Origin of the sequence: Pseudomonas sp. SK2 (assembly GCF_016772395.1) — a bacterium.
Lineage (GTDB): Bacteria > Pseudomonadota > Gammaproteobacteria > Pseudomonadales > Pseudomonadaceae > Aquipseudomonas > Aquipseudomonas taiwanensis.
Map to the genome: position 1 here is coordinate 2660665 of NZ_CP061944.1, position 21347 is coordinate 2682011.

Here is a 21347-nt window from a genome sequence, read left to right on the forward strand (position 1 = left end):
CATAGCTCGGCGTGATATCTCGCAGATATCAAAGTTGCATGCTTTTAATATTAAGTCATTGATTTTTTTATTGTTATCGTAAAAAGGAGCATCGAAAGGGCGCGATTATGCCGTTCACAGACCCATTCAAGAATAAAGTCGCCATCATCACCGGCGCAGCCCAGGGGTTGGGCCTGGCCTATGCCAAGGCCCTGGCCGAGTGCGGCGCACGGGTGGTGATCAGCGACCTTGGCACCGACCGTTCAGGTTGCGGACAAGACCTGACAGCCGTCAAGCGGGCGCTCGAAGCCCTGCAAGCGGCAGGACACCAGGCCGTCGCCCATGTCGGGCACCTGGAAAGCGAATCTGAATGTCAGCAATTGGTGGAACTGGCCATCGAGCATTTCGGCGGGCTGGACATCCTCATCCACAATGCTGGCTGGGTTGACTACCAGGGTATAGAAGTTCAGGAAGAAGCGTTTCTGCAACGTGCGCTGGGCATCAGCGTGCATGCGCCCGTCTGGCTGGCCAAGCATGCCTGGAAGTACCTCAAGCGCTCCCACGCACCGCGGGTGGTGCTGACCACCTCGGACCGCGCCATGTACCAACGCTATGCCCAGCCGGGCCTGGTGGCGTACTCGGCGGGCAAGATGGCCCAGATTGGCATCATGAACGCTTTGAGCATGGAAGGCCTGGAGCACGGTATTCTGGTCAACGCGGTGTCTCCGGTGGCCAAGACCCGCATGTGGGGCGTAACGCAGCCACCGGAAGAACTCAAGCCCGAATGGGTTACCCCAGGCGTGCTCTACCTGGCCAGTGATCTGTGCCGCGATACCGGCTACATCCTTAGGGCCAGCAACGGCCAGTTCACAGCAACGCGATTCAGCGAGAACAGCGGTGTCAGCTACCCCAGGGACCTGGCGCGGGTCGAGGCTGCCAGCCTGGCGGAAGTGGCCGAGCGCTGGAGTCGCATCAAGGAGTGCCACTACCTGCCGGTCAAGGTCGCCAACACCCGTGCAGACCTCGGCGAAAGCCCGGTCTGGGATGCGCAAAGCGGTGCCTTGTACTATGTCGACATTTCCGACGGCTGCATCAACCGGCTGACCCGTGACGGCGAAGTGGAACGGCTCTACGAATCGGCGGCACGCATCGGCGCGCTGTCGTTGACCGACCAGGACAACCTGATCTTCACCGAGGATGCCAGCGTGGCCATCCTGGATGTGGCCGAGCGCAAGGTGCGGCGGTATTCCAGCCCCGTGCATCATCGTCCAAGCTACCGTTTCAACGATGGTGCCTGCGACCCGCAGGGGCGTTTCGTCACCGGATTGATGGATGAAGGCCCGAGCGGCAAGACCGGCGTGCTGTACCGTTTCGACCAACAGCTCAGCGCGCAGATCCTGCTCGATGGCTTGGCGCTGCCCAACGGCCTGGCCTGGTCGGAAGATGGCCGCACGGTGTATTTCGTGGACTCGGCTGCCCGGGCCATTTACCGTGCCGAGTACATGCGCGAGGGCCGCCTTGGTCAGTACACGTTGTTCGCCGAAACGCCTGCCGAGCTGGGGCGTCCGGATGGCATCGCGCTGGACCGTGAAGGCGGCTTGTGGGTGTGCCAGTTCAATGGCAGTTGCCTGCTGCACTATGACCGCGACGGTTACCTGACCGATCAGGTCAGCATGCCGGTGCCGCGTCCGACCAGTTGCTGCTTCGGCGGGGAAGACCTGGACACCCTGTACATCACCACCGCACGGTTCGGCATGACCCCGGCCGAGCTGCGGCATTACCCCGATGCCGGTGACCTTTATGCAATCCGACCGGAAGTCGGGGGCATCCGTCGTTTCACGTTCACGGAATGAGGTGGCCGAATTCGTGCAGCGTAGGTGGCCCTTTCGCGGCACAAGGGCGCTCGTGCGCGGTACTTGTAGGTGCTGGCTTGCCAGCGATGAGGCCAGCCCAAGCTTGCTTACAGGTACTGCAGCGTCTTTTCCTCCCGGCCATTGAACGGCGGGTATACGCGCAACTGCGTCGGCGACAACGGTCGACTGAAGTGATAGCCCTGGGCGATGTCGCAGCCAGCAAGCTTAAGGCACACCACCTGTTCGCGGGTCTCGACGCCCTCGGCCACCACCTCGAGCCCCAGGCGCTTGGCGAGGATGATGGTGGAGGAAACGATCGGGCTGTCATCGTGGCTGTTGGACAATGGAGCGATCAACGAGCGGTCGATCTTGAGCTTGCTCAAGGGCAGTGACTGCAGGTGGGCGAAGCCCGCATAACCCCGTCCGAAATCATCCAGGCTGATGCCCAGGCCCGCCCGGCGCAGTCGGTGCAGGTGGTCGACTGCCGTGCCTTCGGAATCAAGCACGGTGGTTTCCGTGATTTCCAGTTCCAGCCGCTGCGGGGCAATGCCGTAGCGCTGCAGCTTGGACAGCAGGCGTGAGCTGAAATCGGGCTGGCGCAATTGCAGCGCCGATACGTTCACCGCAAGCCGCGTATCGCGACCCTGGACCATCCATTGCGCCAATGCTTCGCAGGCCAGGCGAATCACTTCCCAACCCAGTTCGACGATGAACCCGCTGCGCTCCGCCACGCCGATGAACCGGTCCGGGTAGAGCAGGCCGAATTCCGGGTGCTCCCAACGTACCAGTGCTTCGTACCCCTGCACCTGGTGTGTATCGAGACGAATTTGAGGTTGGTAGTGCAGCACGAACTGGCGCCCGGCCAATGCTGTGCCGAACGCCTGCTCCAGGGTGAAGGCCTGGATATCCGAGAGGTTCAGCGAAGGGTCGAAGAATCGGTACTGGGCGCGTCCGGCCTGCTTGGCCGAATACATCGCCGCGTCGGCGCTGCGGATCAGGCTGTCGATGTCCTGGCCATCGCGCGGGCAGATGCTGACCCCGACACTGGGGCTGGTGTTGACCTCCTGGCCGTCCAGGGCATACGTGGCCGACAGTTTCTGCACCAGGCTGCGCACCCAGGCGTCGATCTGCTCTTCACTGCGTTCACCCGCCAGTAACACCACGAACTCGTCGCCGCCGAATCGCGAGGCTTCATCCCCGGGCTCCAGCAGGCGCTGGATGCGCCCAGCCACGGCCTGCAACAAGAGGTCGCCGATCTTGTGCCCGAGCGAATCGTTGATCGACTTGAAGCGGTCCATGTCGATGAACAGGATCGCCATCAGCCGTCGCTTGCCGCGCTGGCGAGTCAGGGCCTGGCTCGCCACTTCGACGAACTGGCGGCGGTTGTGCAGGCCGCTGAGGTGGTCGGTGGCCGCTGCATGGCTGCTGCGGCGGTGTTCCTCTTCAAGGCGGCCGATCAGTTGCTGGTTGACCTGCTGGGCATGCTCCAGAGCGGTGAATGCCTCTTGGCGCTTGCGCAGCAGGCGCAAGCTCCAGGCAAGGCCGGCGAGGATCATCAGGGTCATACTCATATTCAGCCAGAACTGGCGCGTATAGGCCTGTGCCGAGGGCGTGAGAATTTCATCCTCGCGCTGGGTGACCACTACGCTGAAACCCCGCTCGGCGACGCGTCGGTACAGGCTCTGGTAGGGGTGGCCGAAGGCATACTGAGTCAACTGGCCAGACTCTTGGGCAGTCTTCGGCAAGCCTGGCATCAGTGTATCGTTGGCCATCACCAACCCGCTGGTGTCGATGCGCAACCGTTCTTGTCCGTCGTCCTGGAGCAAGCGCAGCAGGCCGGTGCTGCCCAAATCGATGTGCTGGAACAATACCGCCAGGTAGCCGATATCCAGGTGAATCACCAGGATGCTGTCGATCTCGCGCCCGGGCAGGTCGGTCAGCGGTAGCAGGAAGGGCAAGCGCCAGTTGGGCATGCCGTTGGGGTCGGTGCCTGGGGTTATGCGCGGCAAAAACGGTTTGAATCCGTACTGGGCGACATGGACCTTGAGCTGTTGCAGCCAGTCCTCGGGCAACTGAGGGGGCTCGTCGGGCTGGCTGGAGGACAACAGCTGACCGCGCCGGTCGTAAAGGCTCATGCGTTTGAACACCGGGTCTTCGGCGAGGATTCGCGCCAGGCTGAAGCTACCTTGACGCAGCGCTTTGATGTCGTCCTGGGTAACCCTGCCGACCGCTTGGGCACGGTCAACCAACTGGCGCAGGCTTTCGCTGACGATGCTGGCCAGGTTCAGGTGCTCGGCGGCCTTGGCTGACAGCGCATCCTGGCGCGAGGCTGCTTTCTGGCTGACATGCAGCCCCCAGAGGAACGCCAGTGTAGCGGCACAGAGCATCAGGATCAGCAGGCGCAACAGGCCTGCTGACGAGAGAGAACGGCGTATCACTGCTGGTAGTCCCGACCCTGGGTGAAGCTCGGAAAAATACGACAGTCAGATGACAAGCTCATGACTAGTGGCTATTAGCCTCTAGGGCTTTCCCTTGTCCGCGAGGGGCGACTGAACGCGCGCGGTCTCTTCTTCCAGGTAAGCCAGCACCGCGTCTACCTCGGCCTCGCCAAGACGCATGTTGGGCATCGCCAGGCGGTTGTATTGCTCGTACAGGAGCAGGGCCAAAGGATCCTTTTCGGCGAGCATCCGGTCGGGCTCTTTCAGCCAGCGGGCCAGCCAGCGCGGGTCGCGTTGGCGGGTCACGCCGAGCAGGTCAGGCCCGATACCGGGCAAGCCGCCGGGTTCGGCATTGCCCACCGAATGGCAGGAGGAGCAGCGTGTGCGGAATATCTGCTCACCACTGCTGGGCGGACGAACCGCCGGGGCATTGGCGTAATCGTTGTGCATGCTGCTGGCCTGCTTCCAGTTGTGCAGGCTGTTGCCCAGACGGTCGGCCAGGATGTAGGGGCTTTCGAAGGGCGAGGCTTTCATCCAGCGGCCGGTGGCCTGGTTGCCAATGATCAGGCTCAGGTTGTGGTCTTTGGAGCGACCGTTTTCCAGCCCTTCTATATACAGGCCAAGGCTGCGGCGCAGTCTTTCGATGTCCTCGGGTTGCCCGGTTAGCAGGGTCCAGCCGGGGCCGATACCGAACTTCTCGGCATAGCGCTTGAGCGTCTCGGGGGTGTCGTTGTAAGGGTCGATGCTGATGGAGTACAGGAAGATGTCCTTACCCACCCGGTCGCCAAGGATTTTCTGTACTTGGCGCAACCTGGCGGTTTCCACGGGGCAGGAGTCCGAGCAGCCGGTGAAGATGAAATTGATGGCGACCACCTTGTCCTTGATCAGGTCGTCGAAGAAGCGAACGGCCTGGCCGTCCTGGGTCACCAATAGGGTATTGGGAAAGTAGTCGGCGCCCCATGGCGTGCTGGTTTGGGCTTGAGCCTGGCGGGTAGGTTGCACGGGCCAGAAATGAACGCTGGCGGCGAACAGCGAAAGTGCGAGGAGTACACGCCATGAGCTTGTCATGATGCAGCCCTTCTTCAGTGGGAAAGGAAGTGCCTCGCGACGCTGCCTGCGGACACCGCGCGCACCTGTGCGAGCAGCCTCGTACCGCGAACGGGGCGCGAAGCGCCCCCATGCGATTAACGATTCAACGGATACTCACCGGCACCGTCACGCTCTGCCCCAGTGCCGACCGCACGGTCGCCGTCGCGGGTGTGGCGGGCCCATTGCCAGTGGTTGTGACCGACACCCGCCAGCGCGCCCCCGTCCCCGAAGTGCTCAGTGTCGCTGCACCCAGGTTCAGCGGTCCGGCGGTAGTGGCGACCGACACCGTGATGCTGTTGTTGGCCGCCACCGAGGTGGTGCCGGACAGCTCCCAGGTATAGCGATTGTTGCTGCGTACTTGCACGGTTGCGCTGCTGACCTGAATCTCGTCAGCGACCGCTGGAGGGCTCACGGCAATGTTCACGGTCGCAGGCACCACCGATTCCGCCCCCTTGGCGTCACGCGCGGCATAGGTGAAGCTGGCGGTAAATGACGTGGTAACCGTGGTTGGTGGGGTGTAGGTCACCTGCGTGCCATCGGTGCTGACCGAGCCTTTGCCTGAGTCGGGCTGGCTCAGGCCGACCACCGTCAGCGGCAGATTGCCCTCAGGGTCGGTGTCATTGGCCAGGACGTTGAGCACGATAGGCTTACCAGCCGCGGTTGCAGCGCTGTCGTTCACTGCCATGGGGGGCTTGTTGCTGGTGTCATCGCCGTTGCTGCTGCTTGCGTTGCGGAAGGTTGGCAGGCCAACCGACGCGACATACTGCACACCGTCCCAACCGGGTAGCGGGGTTGGCATCACCTGGAACTGGCCCGGATGCTCGATGTCCCACCGCAGCAGCATCGAGGAGTCCTCATGCTGAGTGTTATGGCAGTGTTCCATGTAGGTGCCGGCGAACTCACGGAAACGAATGGCCATTTCCACCTCTTCCGAAGAGTCGGCGTCCGGGCCGATACGGTAAACGTCCTTACGTGCCCATTTTTCCCATTCTGGTGGCGCTTTGCCGTTGCGACTGAGAACGACGCCTTCTTCGAAGTGAACGTGTACCGGGTGGCTCCAGCCGTTGCCGCCATTCTTGATCTTCCACACCTCGAGGGTTCCGTCGCCGCTGAAGCCGCCCTGGGTCGCCTCGCTGGCCAATTGAGCGGCGGCAGTGATGCGCCGTGGGTCCATGCTGAAACCGAAGCCACCATCGGTCTTGATGGTCCATGGCTTGGTATCGGTGCCGTCGGATCGGCCGAAGATGAACTCACGGTGCCGGGCGGTCTTGATCTTGTCCTGGTCGGCGATGGCGTTGCGGTCCAGCGGCAGCGGGATCATCTTCAGGCCTTCGGCCTTGCCTGGCTTGGCCGGCTCATAGGCGGTAGGGTCCATGCTCACGTCTTGGCCGGTATACGGCTGCACCAGCAGTTGCAGGAACTTGCCGACCACAGGGTCGCCCCTGTCCCACTCAGGCCCGTTGCTGGTCTGCTTGATCACGGCCTTGTACTTCTCGGACAGCACATCGGCCAGCGAAATGGCCTGCTTGGGGCCCTTGCCGGTTTCGTGCTCCATCAGATTGACGAAGTACAGCTTGTCACCGGCCTTGATGCCGTTCCTGGCGAAGTTGATGATGATGTCGTAGCGTTCTGCGATGCCTTGCAGTGGGAGGATGCCGTTGTTGTCCTGGCGGTCGCCGTCGCCATTGAGGTCCATGGTGCCGTCGAAGGGTACGGCGTGTTCCATGATGTTGCCGTCGTTGGCGATCATGTGGAACGGCACCCGCGCGTAGGAGATGTTCGAGCCGGTCGGCCCTTTGAACTCGCCACTGGTGCCGGCGATTTCACGCACCACGGCAAACTTGAAGTAGCGAGATACCGAGCCGTTGAGGATACGGAAGCGATAACTGCGAGCGCGGACCTTGAGCTTGGGCTGGTACTGCCAGTTGACGAGGATCTGGTCACCCAGGAAACCGTCGGTGTTGAACGGGTTGAACCACAACTGGCCGTTGTCGTCCCAGGCCTTGTCGGCCACTACCAGGTTGATGTCGTAGTCACGGTTGCCCCAAGGCATGGCCGAGCCGCTGGGGAAGCGCAGGTTGACGCCGTCCTGCAAAGCCTCGTTGCCCCGGTCCAGGGCGCTGTAGTAGTTCATCATCACGGCGTTGCCTTTGTAGACGTTCTGTGCCGTGAAATCCATCATGTGGTCGTGGAACCAGTGGGTGCTCATGGTTTCACGCCAGTCACCGCGAATCTTGATGCTGCCGTTTTCGCAGGTCTTCAGGCCAGGCGATGCGTCGTTGACGAACAAGGTTTCGCCGGGCGAGCAGGGGAAAGCCGCACGTGGGTCCTGGGCGCGGGTGTTGATGGTGTCGTAGCCCGCCAACTGTATCGGCCAGCGATAGTCGTAGTACTGGCCGGGGAAGAAGTAGGCATTGGCAAAGCCGTCGCTTTCGGCCGGGGAGTGACCATTGTGCTCATGGGTCGAGATGGTGTGCAGGCCGAATCCACCATTGGCCGACGGGTCGATCGGCAGCGCATTGTAGTGGCGCATGATGATGGGCTGCCCATACCGGACCATCAGCAGTTTCGGTGGGAAGGTACCGTCGAAGGTCCACAATGACTTGTGGTTCTGCAATGGAAAATTGGGATGAAAGCGGGTGTCGACCCCCTTGGTGGTACCGAGCGTGGTAGGGATGTCCGAGGTCTGGTAATACAGCCCGCCGGGGCCGAACTCGCCGACGGCATAATTGTGCATCTGCTTGCGGTCGCGCAGCCCCTGGTTGATACGGGCACCGGCCTGAGCAGTCTTGAAGCCAGCCTGGGGATAGAACTCGTTCCAGCGCTGGTGCGACCAGCCTTTTCCTGGTGGGCGGCCTTCAGCCGGCGAGCCGATCGGTTGGCGATTGAGAAACATCTCGATCTGCGCTTTCCAGGGGTTGCGGTCGAGGGTGTTCGAATACTGGGTGGGGAACGGGTACAGGCCTGGCTGCTTGAGGAAGGCTTCCAGGGCGTTGCCGTTCGGGCTGCTGCGGGCGACGATGTTGGGGTCCTGTGCCGGCGCCTGGCCGAGCGTGGGGACCGGAAAAGTGAGCGTCGGCGGCGGCAAGGTAGGGTCGAGTTTTTCCGGGCCGAATTCCTCGAACAGCAGTAACTGCTGGGTGAAGGGTTGGGCGCCGAACAGCGGACTTGGCTTGCCATTGGTCGGGTAGTTGCGCGAGGTCTGCTGGGCAGGCTGCAACACGTTGTCGATACGTACCGTGTTGCGGTCGCCGTACATGCCGTCCTTGAGTTCAAGAGCACCTTCGTTGGCTTCCGGCATGGTGTCCAGGTTGAGCAAGGCCTGGGTAGGGTCTGCTGGCTGGTCGGTATAGGCCGAGGCGTCCGTGGGGGGCGGCTGGCTCACATCATCCATCGAAGCGGCCAGGGCCGAGGCTAGTCCGAGGCCAAGCATCAGCGCAGTGACTGATGACAGCCTGAACGCAGGGTTGCAGGGACTGACCACGGCTTGTTTTTTCATGGTGTAAAGCCTCGCTCGCGGCTAAATGGCCTGGGGCCATCGATGGCGTATTGCCTTGTCGAGAGGGCAGGAGCAACGCCTGTGCCAACCTTTGCTCAAGTAATGCTTTGTTAAACAAAACCTTGTGGCGCCTGATGCTGGCGAAATAATGGAGCGTCAAAAATGGGTATAGATCCCCACAACCGGGGAATCTGACAGCCCATTTTCGGTGGTTGGACGGATGCAAGGCGTACCGAATGACTCGCTTCAGCCCAGGGTAATCCGAGTAAGTCCGGCGACTGGTCGGGCCATCATTCGGCGGAGCAGAGCACGATAACTACCGATGAATACCCTCGAGTGGCGATCAGACGACTTCATGGGGTGAAATCAATGACGGTCACTCTCGGGGCCGGAGCAATTGAATGCGCACCAACAACAGGCGCTTTGACAAGTTCACGTATCCCACGGTTACAAACCCCGCCAAGCAAATAGATTCCAATTCAAGCAGTTAGCGCAATTTCGTAGACGATACGCAGGATTGGCAGGTCAATTGCTTTGCCTGCTGGGAAACTAAATTGAACCACAGGAAGTTTGGTCGCCGTTCTTACCGAGCTTTCCTGCGGTTCGAATCCAGCCCGGTTACCCGACAGCGGGTTGGATATTTTTCCCGTCGGTTGGAGGCAGAAGGCATGATCCGGTTTTCCCATGTGTGCCGCGGTACGTTGGGTTTTTCCCTTTTGTTCGCAAGTGCCACCGCCCTTGCCAGCGAGGCCCCGCCAGCCATCGACAGCGGTGACACTGCCTTCGTCGCGGTGTGTTCGCTGGTGGTGCTGCTGATGACCCTGCCAGGTCTGGCGCTGTTCTACGGTGGCATGGCGCGTACCAAGAACGTGCTGTCGATCCTGATGCAGGTGTTCTGCACCGCGGCACTGATGTCCGTGCTGTTCGCGCTCTACGGTTACAGCCTGACCTTTACCGACGGCGGTGCCTTGCAGTCGGTGCTCGGCGGCCTGGACAAGCTGTTCATGGTGGGCATCACCAAGGATTCGGTGGTTGGCACCATTCCGGAATACCTGTACTTCCTGTTCATGCTGCTGTTTGCCGCCATTACCCCGGCGATCATCGTCGGCGGCCTGGCCGAACGCATGAAGTTCGCCGCGGTGATGGTGTTCATGGTGGTGTGGCTGACCATCAACTACATCCCCATGGCGCATATGGCCTGGGGCGGTGGTTGGGTGTTCAACCTCGGCGTACAGGACTTCGCCGGGGGTAACGTGGTGCACCTGAACGTCGGCATCGCCGCGTTGGTAGGGGCCTGGTTGCTGGGGCGCCGCCGTGGTTTTGGAACGCCCTCGCTGGCACCGCACAACATGACCATGACCCTCACCGGTGGCTCGCTGCTGTGGGTGGGCTGGTTGGGCTTCTGCGGCGGTTGCGCCCTGGCCGCCAATGGCTTTGCCATGTTGGTGATGGTCAACACCATGCTCGCCAGTTGCGCCGGGGCGCTGGGCTGGATGTTGGTCGAGTGGCAGCACCGTGGCCGGCCGAGCATGTTCGGTGCGCTGTCCGGCGCCATCGCCGGGCTGGTGGCGATTACCCCGGCTTGCGGTTATGTCGGCCCCATGGGCGCCATTCTGCTTGGGCTGATCGCAGGTCCCGTGTGTGTCTGGTCGGTGGAGAAACTCAAGCCGATGATTGGCCTGGACGATGCCTTCGACGTGTTCGGCGTGCACGGCGTCGCTGGCATCCTGGGTGGGCTGCTGACCCCGGTGTTCGCACTGACGGCCATCGGTGGACAGGGCTTCGCCGACGGCCGTGGGTTGCTCGACCAAGTGTTGGTCAATGCCGGTGCGATCCTGTTCAGCGTGGCGTTCTCGGGCATTACCAGCTTGATCGCGTACAAGGTTGCCGGTGCGCTGTGCGGTGGATTGCGGGTGGATGAAGAGTCCGAAGTGGACGGGCTTGACCTCTCTGCCCACGGTGAAATGGGCTACAAATATTCCAACTGAGGGCTGCGCCGATGAAACTGATTACCGCGATCATCAAGCCCTTCCGCCTGGACGCTGTGCGCGAGGCCCTCACCGAGGTAGGGGTGAGTGGCGTCACGGTCACCGAAGTGAAGGGTTATGGGCGGCAGAAAGGGCATACCGAGGTATACCGAGGTGCCGAGTACCTGGTGGAGTTGTTGCCCAAGGTCAAGCTTGAAATCGTGGTGAGGGATGGCGTTTGCCAGCTGGCCGTCGAAGCGATTCTGAAGGCGGCGCGCACCGGCAAGATCGGGGACGGCAAGGTCTTCATCCAGGATCTGGAGGGGGTTATCCGGATAAGGACCGCAGAGATGGGGGACGATGCGGTCTGAGCGTTGATGCGGGGCTGCGCAGCAGCCCCAAACCTCTCGAATCAGGCGCGCACGCGCGTCTTCTGTGGGTCATACGCGACGGTGCTGGACGCCACGATCGCGCGAATACGCTTCTGCTGGCCGTCCAACTTGCCGACTTCCAGCTCGGTACCCGGCTCGCCATAGGCAACGTCCAGTCGACACAAAGCGATGTTCTTGCTCAGCACCGGCGAGCGTGTGGCACTGGTGATGATGCCCACCTGTGCACGGCCGTCATAAACGCAATCGCCATGGGCTGCCACCTCGTTGCCGTCCAGCTCCAAGCCCACCAGACGCTGTTGTGGGTTGGCTGCGCGGCGCAGCAAGGCGTCCCGACCGATGAAGTCAGCCTGCTTGGTCTTCAACGGTACGCAAAAGCCGATGCCCGCCTCGAAGGGATCAGTCTGGTCGCTGAACTCGTAGCCGGCGAAGATAAGCCCGGCTTCGATGCGTAGCATGTCCAGGGCATGCAGGCCCAACGGTACCAATCCCAGCGGTTCACCCAGTTGCCACAGGCGCTGCCAGACGCGCGGTGCGTCGCTCGGATGGCACCAGACCTCGTAACCCAGCTCGCCGGTATAGCCGGTACGCGACACCATCAGCGGCGGGCCGTTGTAGTCGTCGAGCCGTCCGGTCAGAAAGCGGAACCAGCCGAGCTCCTCCAGCTTCGGTTGAGTTCCGGGCGTCCAGATCATGTCCTTGAGCAGCTCGCGCGACAGCGGTCCTTGCACCGCGACGTTATGGATCTGCTCCGAAGCGCTCTTGATCCACACCTTCATGCCGAGCTTCTGCGCTTGCTCGCGCAACCAGGTGCCGGCCTGGTCCTCGCCGCCAATCCAGCGGAACGCATCCTGGCCCAGGCGCAGCAGGGTGCCGTCGTCGAGCATACCGCCGTGCGCGTAGCACATCGCTGAGTACACCACTTGACCGACCGCCAGCTTGCGCACGTCGCGGGTCAGGCAATGGTCCAGCAGGGATTCGGCGTCCGGACCGAGCACCTCGAATTTGCGCAGCGCCGAAAGGTCCATCACCGCCACCCGGTCGCGGCAGCCATGGTATTCCTCGATGGCACCGTAGCCATCGTAATGCGTGGGTGTCCAGACACCTCGGTAGTCGCTGAACTGGCGGGTCAGTGTCGCAGTGCAGGGATGGAATCCGCTTTCGCGGGTCAATACGGGGTCGGCGTCGGGCGCCTTGCGGTTGGCCATGGCGATACTGAAACGCTCCTTGTCGCTATACACGCGTAGATGGATATCGGTGGGCTGCCAGCCGTTGGCCGGGTCGATGTCGTCGGGGCAGGATGAGCTGGCGCACACCAGGTCGGTCATGGCGCGCAACAGTACATAGTCGCCGGGCCGCGACCAGGGTTCGTCGAGGGTCAGTTGCTGGTGAGCATCGACCCCGGTGTTGAAGAAAAAGTTGATCGCAGGCCAGCCACCACGCTGTTGCACGCCAAACCCGGCCAGGGCGCGGCTGATATTGTCACTGCAGTTGGCATGGCCGAAATAGCCGTGGGCTTCGTAGTAGCGTGACGTGCAGGCGAGGGCGAAGGTGTCGTGGCGGCCAACGGTGTCGCGGACCACCTCCAGCATCGGTTGCAGGTTGCGGTCGTAGAAACGGCTGAACAGGCCTGGGCCGGGATAGGCACTGCCGTTCAAGGTGCGGGTAACGGTGGGGTCGAGGTCTATTTCGCGCCCTTCGTCCAGCCCCCTCCGGTCGAAGGCTACGAAGTCAGAGCACTGGCGCCCGGCCACATCCAGGACCTGGATGTATTGGCCTCGGGCCACGCGATACGCCATCGCATTGCCGGGGGCGATGGTGAACTCGTCCACCACCTCGCCCAAAGGCGGCGGTAACGGGGGCGTGAGAAGCGCGCGGGGGTTGGCGCGGTGAATCAGCAGGCGCAGTTCGCTCGCGCGTAACTGGCTGTCGACCGCTGCCGGTGCACCCGGCGCGGCGACGATCACCAGCAGCGCTTCGCTGGTGCGAAGGCTGCGACCAAAGCCGGCAGGTGTTTCGCGTTCCCACAGCGATGCCGCGCAGGGCAGGTGGCGGTAGTCGATGCCACGCCGCGCCAGACCCATGCTGACATGGGCGGCGCCGCGGCTGCCATCGTGGAGCAACTGGGAGATGAATCTGGCATCCAGGCTGGCGCTCAAGCCTAGGGCCGACAGCGCCGCACGACCGTCGCCGGCGAAGGCCAGCAACTCGGCGCGCTGGTCGCCCTCGAGGTCGATCACGTCGAGCCGGTCACCCGGCTCCAACGCCACTACCGTCAGTCCACCGGGGGCGACGGTGTGGCGTTCGAGGCTGGGCGCACGGGCAAACAGGGCCGGTTCTCGTGGCCTGGAAATCAAAGGAGGGTTCATGGCGAGACTCCACTCAGGGCAATGGATAGGGCCTGCCCGGTGGGTGAGCGCCCGGGCAGATCCGGGGAGGTCAGCTTGCCGTTTTCAACGGGTCGAACGTGGTGTCGGTCAGGTAGGCCGCCAGCGAATCGTCCAGTGCCTGCAGCCAGGGTGTGTGGTGCGGGGTGGCGAGGGTTCCGGTGATGAGCGAGCGATGGCACTTGTCGCGGTAACCCATGATGTCTTCGTACTTGTCGTGCTTCCACGCCAGGAAAGTACGGTTGACCTCGGCGATATCAAAGCTCGGGTAGTCGGTGGCTTCGATCAGCTGGCGTATGTACTCGCCCTGGAATTCGAACATTTGCTGTGCGGTTTCCAGGCGCTCCTCTTGCGCGCGCCAGGCGAGGTTTTCGGCGTGCATGACCGCTTGTGCAGGCAGCGCGATGCGTTCGAGAATGACATCGCGCACATACCAGGCCTGGGCGTCGAACATGTTGAAGCTGTACCACTGGTCCTGCATGCCCAGGTAGATCAGCCGAGGGTTCTGCTCCCAGAACACACCCTTGTACAGGTTCAGCGGCCACAGGCGGTTGGCGGTCTTGAGACGCAGGTCTTCGGCAAGGAAGGGGAAGTGATGCTTGTAGCCGGTGCACAGGATGATCGCATCGACAGGCTTGCTGCTGCCGTCGCGAAAGAACGCCATGTGGCCGTCGACGTGGGTGAGCAGCGGTTTCTCCTCCCAGTTGTCCGGCCACTTGTAGCCCATCGGCGCACTGCGGTAGCAACTGGTGATGGTGCGCGCACCGTACTTGAAACACTGCGAGCCGATGTCTTCAGCCGAATAGCTGCCACCGACGATAAGAACGTCCTTGCCCTTGAACTCCAGCGCGTCGCGAAAATCGTGGGCATGCAGTACCCGTCCGGCGAAGCGTTCGAAACCTTCGAAGTAGGGCACGTTGGGGGTGGAGAAGTGACCACTGGCGACCACCACGTAGTCGAAGGTCTCGCTGTAGGTCCGGTCGTCCTGGTAGCTGTGGGCGGTGACTTCGAAGGTGCCGGTGGAAGGGTCCCAGGTCACATTGCGCACGGTGGTGTCGAAGCGGATGTAGCCACGGACACCCGCTTTCTCGACCCGGCCCTTGATGTAGTCCCACAGTACTTCGCGGGGTGGGTAGGAGCCCATGGGGCGGCCAAAGTGTTCATCGAAACTGTAGTCGGCGAACTCCAGGCACTCCTTCGGCCCGTTGGACCACAGGTAGCGGTACATGCTCCCGTGCACCGGCTCGCCGTGCTGGTCCAGCCCGGTGCGCCAGGTGTAGTTCCACATGCCGCCCCAGTCCGACTGCTTCTCGAAACAGACCAGTTCAGCGATAGCGGCCCCTTTATCCTGGGCCGACTGGAAGGCACGCAACTGGGCGAGGCCGCAAGGGCCGGCGCCGATGATGGCGACGCGTTGTGTCATGCTGGAATCTCCATTGCAGGTTGGGACCGGTCGACGCTTGAATGCTGCAGACGTGCCGCGGCCAGGGTGTTCTTCATCAGCAAAGCGATGGTCATGGGACCGACGCCGCCGGGGACTGGCGTGATGGCGGCGGCGCGGGTGCAGGCGGAGTCGAAGTCGACATCACCGACCAGGCGAGCGCGCCCGCCTTCGTCGAGTCGGTTTATGCCGACGTCGATCACTACCGCGCCATCCTTGAGCCAGTCGCCCTTCACTAGGCGAGGGCGACCGACAGCGGCAACGACGATGTCCGCCAGGCGGCACAGCTCAGGCAGGCGGGTGCTTCGGGAGTGCACCACGGTTACCGTGCAGTGCGCCTTGAGCAGCAGGGCGGCCATGGGTTTGCCGACGATGTTGGAACGGCCGATCACCACGGCGTGCTTTCCGCTCAAATCGCCGCAGGTGTCTTGCAGCAGACGCAGGCAACCGGCAGGCGTGCAGGGCGTCAGCACTTCGCGCCCCTGGGTGAGGCCTCCGACATTCGCGGCGTGGAAACCGTCGACGTCTTTGACGGGGGCGATGGCCTGCAGTACGAGGTGTTCGTCGATGTGCGCGGGCAAAGGCAGCTGGACCAGGATGCCGTGTACACTGGCATCGGCATTCAGCGTGTCGATCAAGGCCAGCAAGCGGCCAGCCTGGCACTGCGAGGGCAACTCGAACTCCAGCGAGCGGATGCCACATTCCTCGGCGCGCCGCACTTTATTGCGCACATAGACCTGGCTGGCCGGATCTTCACCGACCAGCACCACGGCCAGCGCGGGGGCGATGCCGTTGGCCTTGAACACCTTGACCTCATCTGTGACTTCGGCGATTACCCGCGCGGCCGCTGCTTTGCCGTCGATCAGTGTCACGGCGCTCATCGGAAAATCACCGTCTTGTCACCGTTGAGCAGCACGCGGTGTTCAAGGTGGTACTTCAGCGCCTTGGACAAGGCGACGGTCTCGGTGTCCCTTCCGATCGCCACCAGGTCCTCTGGCAGGTAGGCATGATCGACACGCTGTACTTCCTGCTCGATGATCGGCCCTTCGTCCAGGTCGCTGGTGACGTAGTGGGCGGTGGCGCCAATCAGCTTCACACCCCGTTCGTAGGCCTGGTGATAAGGTTTGGCTCCCTTGAAGCCCGGCAGGAACGAATGATGAATGTTGATCGCCCGGCCCGACAGCTGCTTGCACAGGTCGTCGGAAAGAATCTGCATGTAGCGGGCGAGTACCACCAGTTCGGTACCCGTCTCCTCGACCAGCTTGAGCAGCGCGGCCTCTTGCTGGGCCTTGGTGTCGCGCGTCACCGGCAGGTAGATGAAGCGAATGCCTTCGCGCTCGGCCATTGGTCGCAGGTCGAGGTGATTGGATACGATGGCGGTCACCTGCATGTCCATCTCGCCTTTCTGATGCCGATAAAGCAGATCGGCCAGGCAGTGGTCATACTTGCTGACCATCAGCAGCACCCGCATGGGGCGGTCGCCCTCGAACAGCTCCCAGTCCATGGCAAAAGGCACGGCAACATCTTCGAAGCCTTGGCGCAGCGCCTCGATGTCGGCCTTCACACCGTCGTTGAAACGAAACACCGCGCGCATGAAGAAACGTCCAGTGACTTCGTCGTCGAACTGGGCCAGTTCGCTCAGGTAGCACGCGCGACCGGCGAGGTAGGTGGTGACCGCTGCGACGATGCCGGAAGTGGCGGGGCAGCTGATCTTCAGTAGGTAGTGGCTCATGTGGGGTCCCCGTACAGGTCAGCCTTTGGCGGTGCGTTTTTTCTTTTCCGGGTCGTCGAATGGCAGCGTGTGGGTGATGGCGTTCACCTGCAGGCTGCCGCGTACCTGCAGCGGCACGCCTTGCTCGGCGATAGGGGGGGCGACGCGGGCGATGGCCATCGAGCGATCGGTCAGGCGCGAATACATCGCGCAGGTGATCACGCCGACCTGGCGGCCCTGATGCCACAGCGTGTCGCCGGCCTCGGCAGCGACGGCGCCTTCGAGCAGCACGCCAAAGATCCGAAAGCGCTCCTTGCCCTTGAGCCGCAGGTGCTCGCCTGCACCGCGAAACGCTTGCTTACCGGGAGAAACGGTGAAGTCCAGGCCCAGCTCCCACAGGGTGTCGCCGGCTTTCTGATCGGCGAAGGGGTACATCTGCGAGTTGTCATAGGGGAAGAACAGCAGGTAGCTCTCCACCCGCAGCCAGTCCAGTGCAGTGAACGCGCAAGGGATGATGCCGTGGGCCTTGCCCTGCTCAAGAATGCCGTCCCAAAGCATGGGAGCGTCAGCGGCCTTGCAGAAGATTTCGTAGCCACGTTCGCCGGTGTAGCCCGTACGCGAGATCATCACCGGACGGCCGAACAGGTGGGTCTGCAGGTGGTGGAAGTAGGGAAGCTCGCGTATGCCTGGTACATGCTCGGCGAGAAAGTCCACCGCGCGCGGGCCTTGCAGCGACAGGTCATGCAGGTCGTCGTCGAACAATACCGCGACCTGACGCCCCTGGGCCGAGCGGATCAGCATCTCGTGGCCGCTACCGGCGCCATGCACCACCATGAAGGCATTGGGGCCGGTGCGGTAGATGATGCAATCGTCGATGAACATGCCATCGTCGTCGAGCATGCAGGCGTATACCGACTTGCCCGGATACAGCTTGCTGACATCGCGGGTCGTGGCGTAGTCCAGCAGGCTTTCGGCGTGAGGGCCGACGTAATGCACCTTTTTCAGGCCCGACACGTCCATCAGTCCTGCTTGGGTGCGGATCGCTTCGTGGTGGTCGGCCAGGTCGCTGGCGTAGGTCCAGGCGGTGCCCATGCCGTTCCAGTCTTCCAGGTTCGAACCGAGCGCCAGGTGACGTTCGCGCAATGCACTGATGCGCCATGAGTTAGCCATGGGCAGTTCCTCTCGTTGTGGTTGTTCAGGCAAGTGATTCAGGCAGTGGCATCGAAGCGGCGCAGCCATTGGACCAGGGGCTGGCGGTAGCGGGTGATGCCTTTGTAGTCGGCGATCGGGTCGGGCAGGTCGCGCATTACCCGGTGCAGACGCTGCGCCCAGGCCGGATTGCTGACCAATTCGTCGAAGCTGATCAGGTAGGTACGGATGCCGAACAGCAGGGCGTGCGAGCGTGGCAGGCGACTCATGGTCTGCAGCTCGACGCGCAGGTGCACCAGGCGTCCGACGTTCTCGACGGTGACCTTGCCGCGGTCGCTTCCCCACTGGTGAAAGGTCTCAGGCGAGGTGTCAAGGCGCGGGTTGATGGTCAGCGTCCAGTTCAGGCGGCGCACCGGGTGGCCGACCTTGAGGTTGAGCAGGTACTTCAACGCACGATCGAACACACCCATCTGGTGCGCCATGGGCACCGGCGAGTGCCATTGCTTGAAGCTCATGCCAGCGTCGAAGCGCAATGACCAGTCCGCGGGGCAGGTGACCATGCCGGCATCCATGTAAAGGTCGCTGTCACGCTGATCGAGCACGGCGAAGTCGCCTTGCATCTGGCGGGTGACGTACTCCAGCGGCTCGCATGGCAGCGTGCTGGCATCGCCGTAGGTGAAATGCTGGTCGATGTTCAGCGCGAAGTTCTGCCAGTGCCAGGCGGCGCCGTCACGGCTCAGACGGAACACCTCGGGATAGTCCCGGGCCAGATGCTCCATGAGCATTTCCAGGGTGTCCCAGGCAGCCTGGGCCATGTGCGGCATGACCAGGCAGCGCTGCGGATCCTGCTCCAGTACCCGGGCGCGCTCGGCGATCTCCGATAGGTAGTGCTCATCGATGTCGAAACAGTGTTCGAACACCGAGCCCGGGTCGCGGGACACGGCCGGCTCCAGGTTTACCGAGTACATGTACTGGTCTTGCGCAAACGGGAAGGGAAAACGGGCGATGGCCGCCGGGCTGTTGCGGAAGCTGAAGTCGTCCCGGTAGGTTTCCAGAGGCTTGAAGGTAAGGGTCATGGGAGCGTCTCCGGTTCAGAGGTCAAGCAGGATCGGGCTGCCGCAACCGCGCGAGACGCACGGCATCAGATGGCGGGTGCGGTCTTCTGCGCTCAGGAACAGGTCGCGGTGCTCGACATCGCCCCTGAGCCAGGACGTCTGGCACTGCCCGCAGACGCCACCGCGGCAAAGATTTGGGACTTCCAACCCTGCTTCTTCGAGGGCTTCGAGCAGGCTCTGGTGGGCAGCGACCTGCAGCTGTCGGCCACTGCGCAGCAACTCGACACTGAACGGCTGGCCTGGCTCGGCAGCGGCGAAGGCTTCCCTGTGCACCCGACGGGGGCTCCAGCCTTGCTTGCGGCTGTGTGCCTGCAGGTCGGCGAGCAGTGATTGCGGGCCACAGGCATAAATGTGCGTACCCAGTGGACGGCCTTGCAGGATTGCGGCGATGTCCAGGCGGCGCGCGCCGCTCGGGTACTCGTGCAGGCGCGGCCCCAGCCATTGGCGAAGCTCGTCCAGGTAGGCATCACTGCTTGCGCAGCGGTAGGCATAGTGCAGTTCGAACTCACTGCCGTTGCGGAGCAGTTCGTGGCTGTAGGCCAGAAATGGCGTGATACCGATACCGGCTGCGATCAACACATGCTGGCGGGCTTCCCGGTGCAGCGCGAACAAGTTGGCTGGCGCGCTGATGCGCAACCGGTCGCCAATCTGCAGTTGCTGATGTATGTAGAGCGAGCCACCCCGGGAGTTGGTCTGGTGCCGCACCGCAATGCGGTAATGGTCATGCCTGGCCGGGTCGCCAAGCAACGAGTAGGCGTTGCGCCGACCGTTAGGGAGATGCAGCTGCACATGGCTGCCTGCCGAGAAGCGGGGCAGCGGTTCCCTGACGGCTTCGAGGCGGTACTCGCGGATCACTGGCGTGAGGGGCCGGATGGCGGCGACCCGTACTTCGATCAAACCGCTCATGGGTGCACCTCCTTATACGGCTGGTCGGCATCGGCGCAGACGCCGAGATAAGCGCCCAGGCGTTGGGAAAAGTGGCGGCGAACTTCCAGCACGACACCGCAATGGGAGCAGGTCAGGTGAGGTGTTGCGCCGGTGGGCTGGCAGTGCGTGCAGTGCACGCAGAACACCAGACGACTGCCTTGCGCGCTGCTGCTGATGGTTATCTCGTCCTCTTGCAGGCCGGCAGCGCGCGCTTGGGCATGCAGTGGCCAGACGAACGCCTGGTCGCCGCGCAACTCTAGGTGCAAGCCAACCTGGGCCGATGCCAGCCGTTGGGCCAAGGCGCGTTGAAGTGCAGCCATGTCGGCGTAGTCAGGCAGAGCCAGGTGGCCTGCCTGGGCATCGCCGAGTTCGCTGGCCACGGCGGCTGACTCGTCGCGCCCTGGCGCCTGGCTCACCAGCAGGTAAGTGGTCGCGGCCTGGTTAGGGTCACCGCAGGGGTAGCGCGGCACGCTGAAAGGGTGATCGGTGGCGGCACTGCTCATGCTGTCCTCGCACGGGTCGTTGTTTCCTGTTGGGGAAGATATTTTCTCTTCGGGAATCAACGTTCAATCCGCTAGGGGAGGTATGCACAAAGGGGTAGTCGTGCGCGCAAGGCATAAAAGTTGCTGTTCGAATGCGCGCCAAGCCATCGAGTGCCGCGGAGGAACAGAGGGATGCATCACGCCAGCGTGTTACCGACCGTCTTACCCCAGGCTCCCGTATGGGATGCGCTGACCGAGCGCGAGGGCCAGACCCTGGCATTGCTGACATCGGGGCTGAGCAACAAGCAGATCGCCCGCGAGCTGGGCATCAGCGACGGCACGGTCAAGATCTACGTGCGTAACCTGCTGCGCAAATTTCGCCTCAACTCTCGCTTGGAGCTGGCTACCCGCATTCACCGCAGCGGGGCGTCGTGGCGCCTGGCGGACGACCTTTCGCCGCCCAGTGAGGGTGCGCCTGCGCCTTTCGATGCACCGATTCCGTCCATGGTCGGCTTACTCGATGAGTTGCCCGGGCTGATCTATCGTGGGGACAACGACCGTACCTGGTTCATGGACTATGTCAGCGCTGGCTGCTTGAGCCTGACCGGATACCCCGCCGAATACTTGACCAGCAGCCCGCAACGCAGCTATGGCACGCTGATTCTCGACGAGTATTCCGACTACATCTGGTACTGCGTGCAATGCGCGCTGCTCAAGCGCGAGCCGTATCAACTCGACTATCGCATTCGCTGTGCCGATGGGCAGGTCAAGCGGGTGTGGGAGACCGGGGTCGGTATCTATTCGAGCAACGGCGAGGTGCTGGGTGTGGAAGGGGCAATTTTCGAGCGTCGGGACTGACGACGGCACTTGCCGCGCTCCCCCTGCAAGATGTTGGCGTTCTCATTCCAAGGCACGGCCGCC

The 21347-nt window shown here is 62.6% G+C and carries 15 protein-coding genes and 1 pseudogene; 5 read left to right on the forward strand and 11 right to left on the reverse strand.

The features are described 5' to 3' along the window. Positions 1-107: 107 nt before the first annotated feature. Together IF103_RS24875 and IF103_RS24880 are read left to right on the forward strand one after the other, a co-directional pair. Positions 108-698, forward strand: a pseudogene (locus tag IF103_RS24875) (SDR family NAD(P)-dependent oxidoreductase); the annotation flags it as partial. Between the two features lie 24 nt (positions 699-722). After that, positions 723-1832, forward strand: coding sequence for an SMP-30/gluconolactonase/LRE family protein (locus IF103_RS24880; protein ID WP_371919408.1), 1110 nt, complete (start codon positions 723-725; stop codon positions 1830-1832). Between the two features lie 107 nt (positions 1833-1939). Here IF103_RS24880 and IF103_RS11835 read toward each other — a convergent pair whose 3' ends face one another. From IF103_RS11835 to IF103_RS11845, 3 genes are all read right to left on the reverse strand, one after another. Next, complete coding sequence (locus tag IF103_RS11835; protein WP_104883947.1) at positions 1940-4270, reverse strand: putative bifunctional diguanylate cyclase/phosphodiesterase; 2331 nt, start codon at positions 4268-4270, stop codon at positions 1940-1942. 81 nt (positions 4271-4351) lie between these two features. Continuing rightward, positions 4352-5338 (reverse strand): SCO family protein, encoded by a 987-nt coding sequence (locus tag IF103_RS11840; RefSeq protein WP_202676140.1) that lies wholly within the window; start codon positions 5336-5338, stop codon positions 4352-4354. A gap of 124 nt (positions 5339-5462) precedes the next feature. Further along, a complete protein-coding gene (locus IF103_RS11845) occupies positions 5463-8858 on the reverse strand; it encodes an Ig-like domain-containing protein (RefSeq protein WP_202676141.1) in 3396 nt (1131 codons plus the stop codon). 668 nt (positions 8859-9526) lie between these two features. On the opposite strand from IF103_RS11845, the gene IF103_RS11850 reads away from it, so the two are divergent. Both IF103_RS11850 and IF103_RS11855 read left to right on the forward strand, forming a co-directional pair. Beyond that, positions 9527-10846, forward strand: coding sequence for an ammonium transporter (locus tag IF103_RS11850; RefSeq protein WP_202676142.1), 1320 nt, complete (start codon positions 9527-9529; stop codon positions 10844-10846). Between the two features lie 11 nt (positions 10847-10857). Beyond that, positions 10858-11196, forward strand: a complete 339-nt coding sequence (locus IF103_RS11855) for a P-II family nitrogen regulator (RefSeq protein WP_027906968.1) — start codon at positions 10858-10860, stop codon at positions 11194-11196. 41 nt (positions 11197-11237) lie between these two features. On the opposite strand, the gene IF103_RS11860 is transcribed toward IF103_RS11855, so the two are convergent. The 8 genes from IF103_RS11860 to IF103_RS11895 all read right to left on the reverse strand — a co-directional run bounded on the left by IF103_RS11860 (position 11238) and on the right by IF103_RS11895 (position 20447). After that, the gene (locus IF103_RS11860) at positions 11238-13583 is read right to left on the reverse strand and encodes a trimethylamine N-oxide demethylase (RefSeq protein WP_104883945.1); all 2346 of its coding nucleotides are present in this window, start codon (positions 13581-13583) and stop codon (positions 11238-11240) included. Between the two features lie 70 nt (positions 13584-13653). Further along, positions 13654-15024, reverse strand: coding sequence for a trimethylamine monooxygenase (locus IF103_RS11865; RefSeq protein WP_023380545.1), 1371 nt, complete (start codon positions 15022-15024; stop codon positions 13654-13656). Next, positions 15021-15923, reverse strand: coding sequence for a bifunctional methylenetetrahydrofolate dehydrogenase/methenyltetrahydrofolate cyclohydrolase FolD (folD, locus tag IF103_RS11870; RefSeq protein ID WP_104883944.1), 903 nt, complete (start codon positions 15921-15923; stop codon positions 15021-15023). Before folD ends, IF103_RS11865 begins: the two co-directional genes overlap by 4 nt. After that, the gene (gene purU / locus IF103_RS11875; RefSeq protein ID WP_023380547.1) at positions 15920-16774 is read right to left on the reverse strand and encodes a formyltetrahydrofolate deformylase; all 855 of its coding nucleotides are present in this window, start codon (positions 16772-16774) and stop codon (positions 15920-15922) included. Before purU ends, folD begins: the two co-directional genes overlap by 4 nt. A gap of 18 nt (positions 16775-16792) precedes the next feature. Beyond that, complete coding sequence (locus IF103_RS11880; protein ID WP_027906965.1) at positions 16793-17923, reverse strand: aminomethyl transferase family protein; 1131 nt, start codon at positions 17921-17923, stop codon at positions 16793-16795. 38 nt (positions 17924-17961) lie between these two features. Then, positions 17962-18978 carry a heme-dependent oxidative N-demethylase family protein gene (locus IF103_RS11885; RefSeq protein ID WP_104883943.1) on the reverse strand — a complete coding sequence of 339 codons (1017 nt, stop codon included), beginning with the start codon at positions 18976-18978 and terminating at the stop codon, positions 17962-17964. A gap of 15 nt (positions 18979-18993) precedes the next feature. Beyond that, positions 18994-19923 (reverse strand): PDR/VanB family oxidoreductase, encoded by a 930-nt coding sequence (locus tag IF103_RS11890; protein ID WP_023380550.1) that lies wholly within the window; start codon positions 19921-19923, stop codon positions 18994-18996. Continuing rightward, positions 19920-20447, reverse strand: a complete 528-nt coding sequence (locus tag IF103_RS11895; RefSeq protein WP_027906962.1) for a dimethylamine monooxygenase subunit DmmA family protein — start codon at positions 20445-20447, stop codon at positions 19920-19922. Before IF103_RS11895 ends, IF103_RS11890 begins: the two co-directional genes overlap by 4 nt. Before the next feature lie 171 nt (positions 20448-20618). On the opposite strand from IF103_RS11895, the gene IF103_RS11900 reads away from it, so the two are divergent. Continuing rightward, positions 20619-21284, forward strand: coding sequence for a LuxR C-terminal-related transcriptional regulator (locus tag IF103_RS11900; protein WP_104881779.1), 666 nt, complete (start codon positions 20619-20621; stop codon positions 21282-21284). Positions 21285-21347: the final 63 nt, after the last annotated feature.

Bases quoted from the DNA above. Each gene is read 5' to 3' on its own strand.
- IF103_RS11895 (WP_027906962.1), bottom strand. From the start codon at position 20,447: ATGAGCAGTGCCGCCACCGATCACCCTTTCAGCGTGCCGCGCTACCCC.
- folD (WP_104883944.1), bottom strand. From the start codon at position 15,923: ATGAGCGCCGTGACACTGATCGACGGCAAAGCAGCGGCCGCGCGGGTA.
- IF103_RS11890 (WP_023380550.1), bottom strand. From the start codon at position 19,923: ATGAGCGGTTTGATCGAAGTACGGGTCGCCGCCATCCGGCCCCTCACG.
- purU (WP_023380547.1), bottom strand. From the start codon at position 16,774: ATGAGCCACTACCTACTGAAGATCAGCTGCCCCGCCACTTCCGGCATC.
- IF103_RS11885 (WP_104883943.1), bottom strand. From the start codon at position 18,978: ATGACCCTTACCTTCAAGCCTCTGGAAACCTACCGGGACGACTTCAGC.
- IF103_RS11900 (WP_104881779.1), top strand. From the start codon at position 20,619: ATGCATCACGCCAGCGTGTTACCGACCGTCTTACCCCAGGCTCCCGTA.
- IF103_RS11855 (WP_027906968.1), top strand. From the start codon at position 10,858: ATGAAACTGATTACCGCGATCATCAAGCCCTTCCGCCTGGACGCTGTG.
- IF103_RS11845 (WP_202676141.1), bottom strand. From the start codon at position 8,858: ATGAAAAAACAAGCCGTGGTCAGTCCCTGCAACCCTGCGTTCAGGCTG.
- IF103_RS11865 (WP_023380545.1), bottom strand. From the start codon at position 15,024: ATGACACAACGCGTCGCCATCATCGGCGCCGGCCCTTGCGGCCTCGCC.
- IF103_RS11880 (WP_027906965.1), bottom strand. From the start codon at position 17,923: ATGGCTAACTCATGGCGCATCAGTGCATTGCGCGAACGTCACCTGGCG.
- IF103_RS11850 (WP_202676142.1), top strand. From the start codon at position 9,527: ATGATCCGGTTTTCCCATGTGTGCCGCGGTACGTTGGGTTTTTCCCTT.
- IF103_RS11860 (WP_104883945.1), bottom strand. From the start codon at position 13,583: ATGAACCCTCCTTTGATTTCCAGGCCACGAGAACCGGCCCTGTTTGCC.
- IF103_RS11840 (WP_202676140.1), bottom strand. From the start codon at position 5,338: ATGACAAGCTCATGGCGTGTACTCCTCGCACTTTCGCTGTTCGCCGCC.
- IF103_RS24880 (WP_371919408.1), top strand. From the start codon at position 723: ATGTGGGGCGTAACGCAGCCACCGGAAGAACTCAAGCCCGAATGGGTT.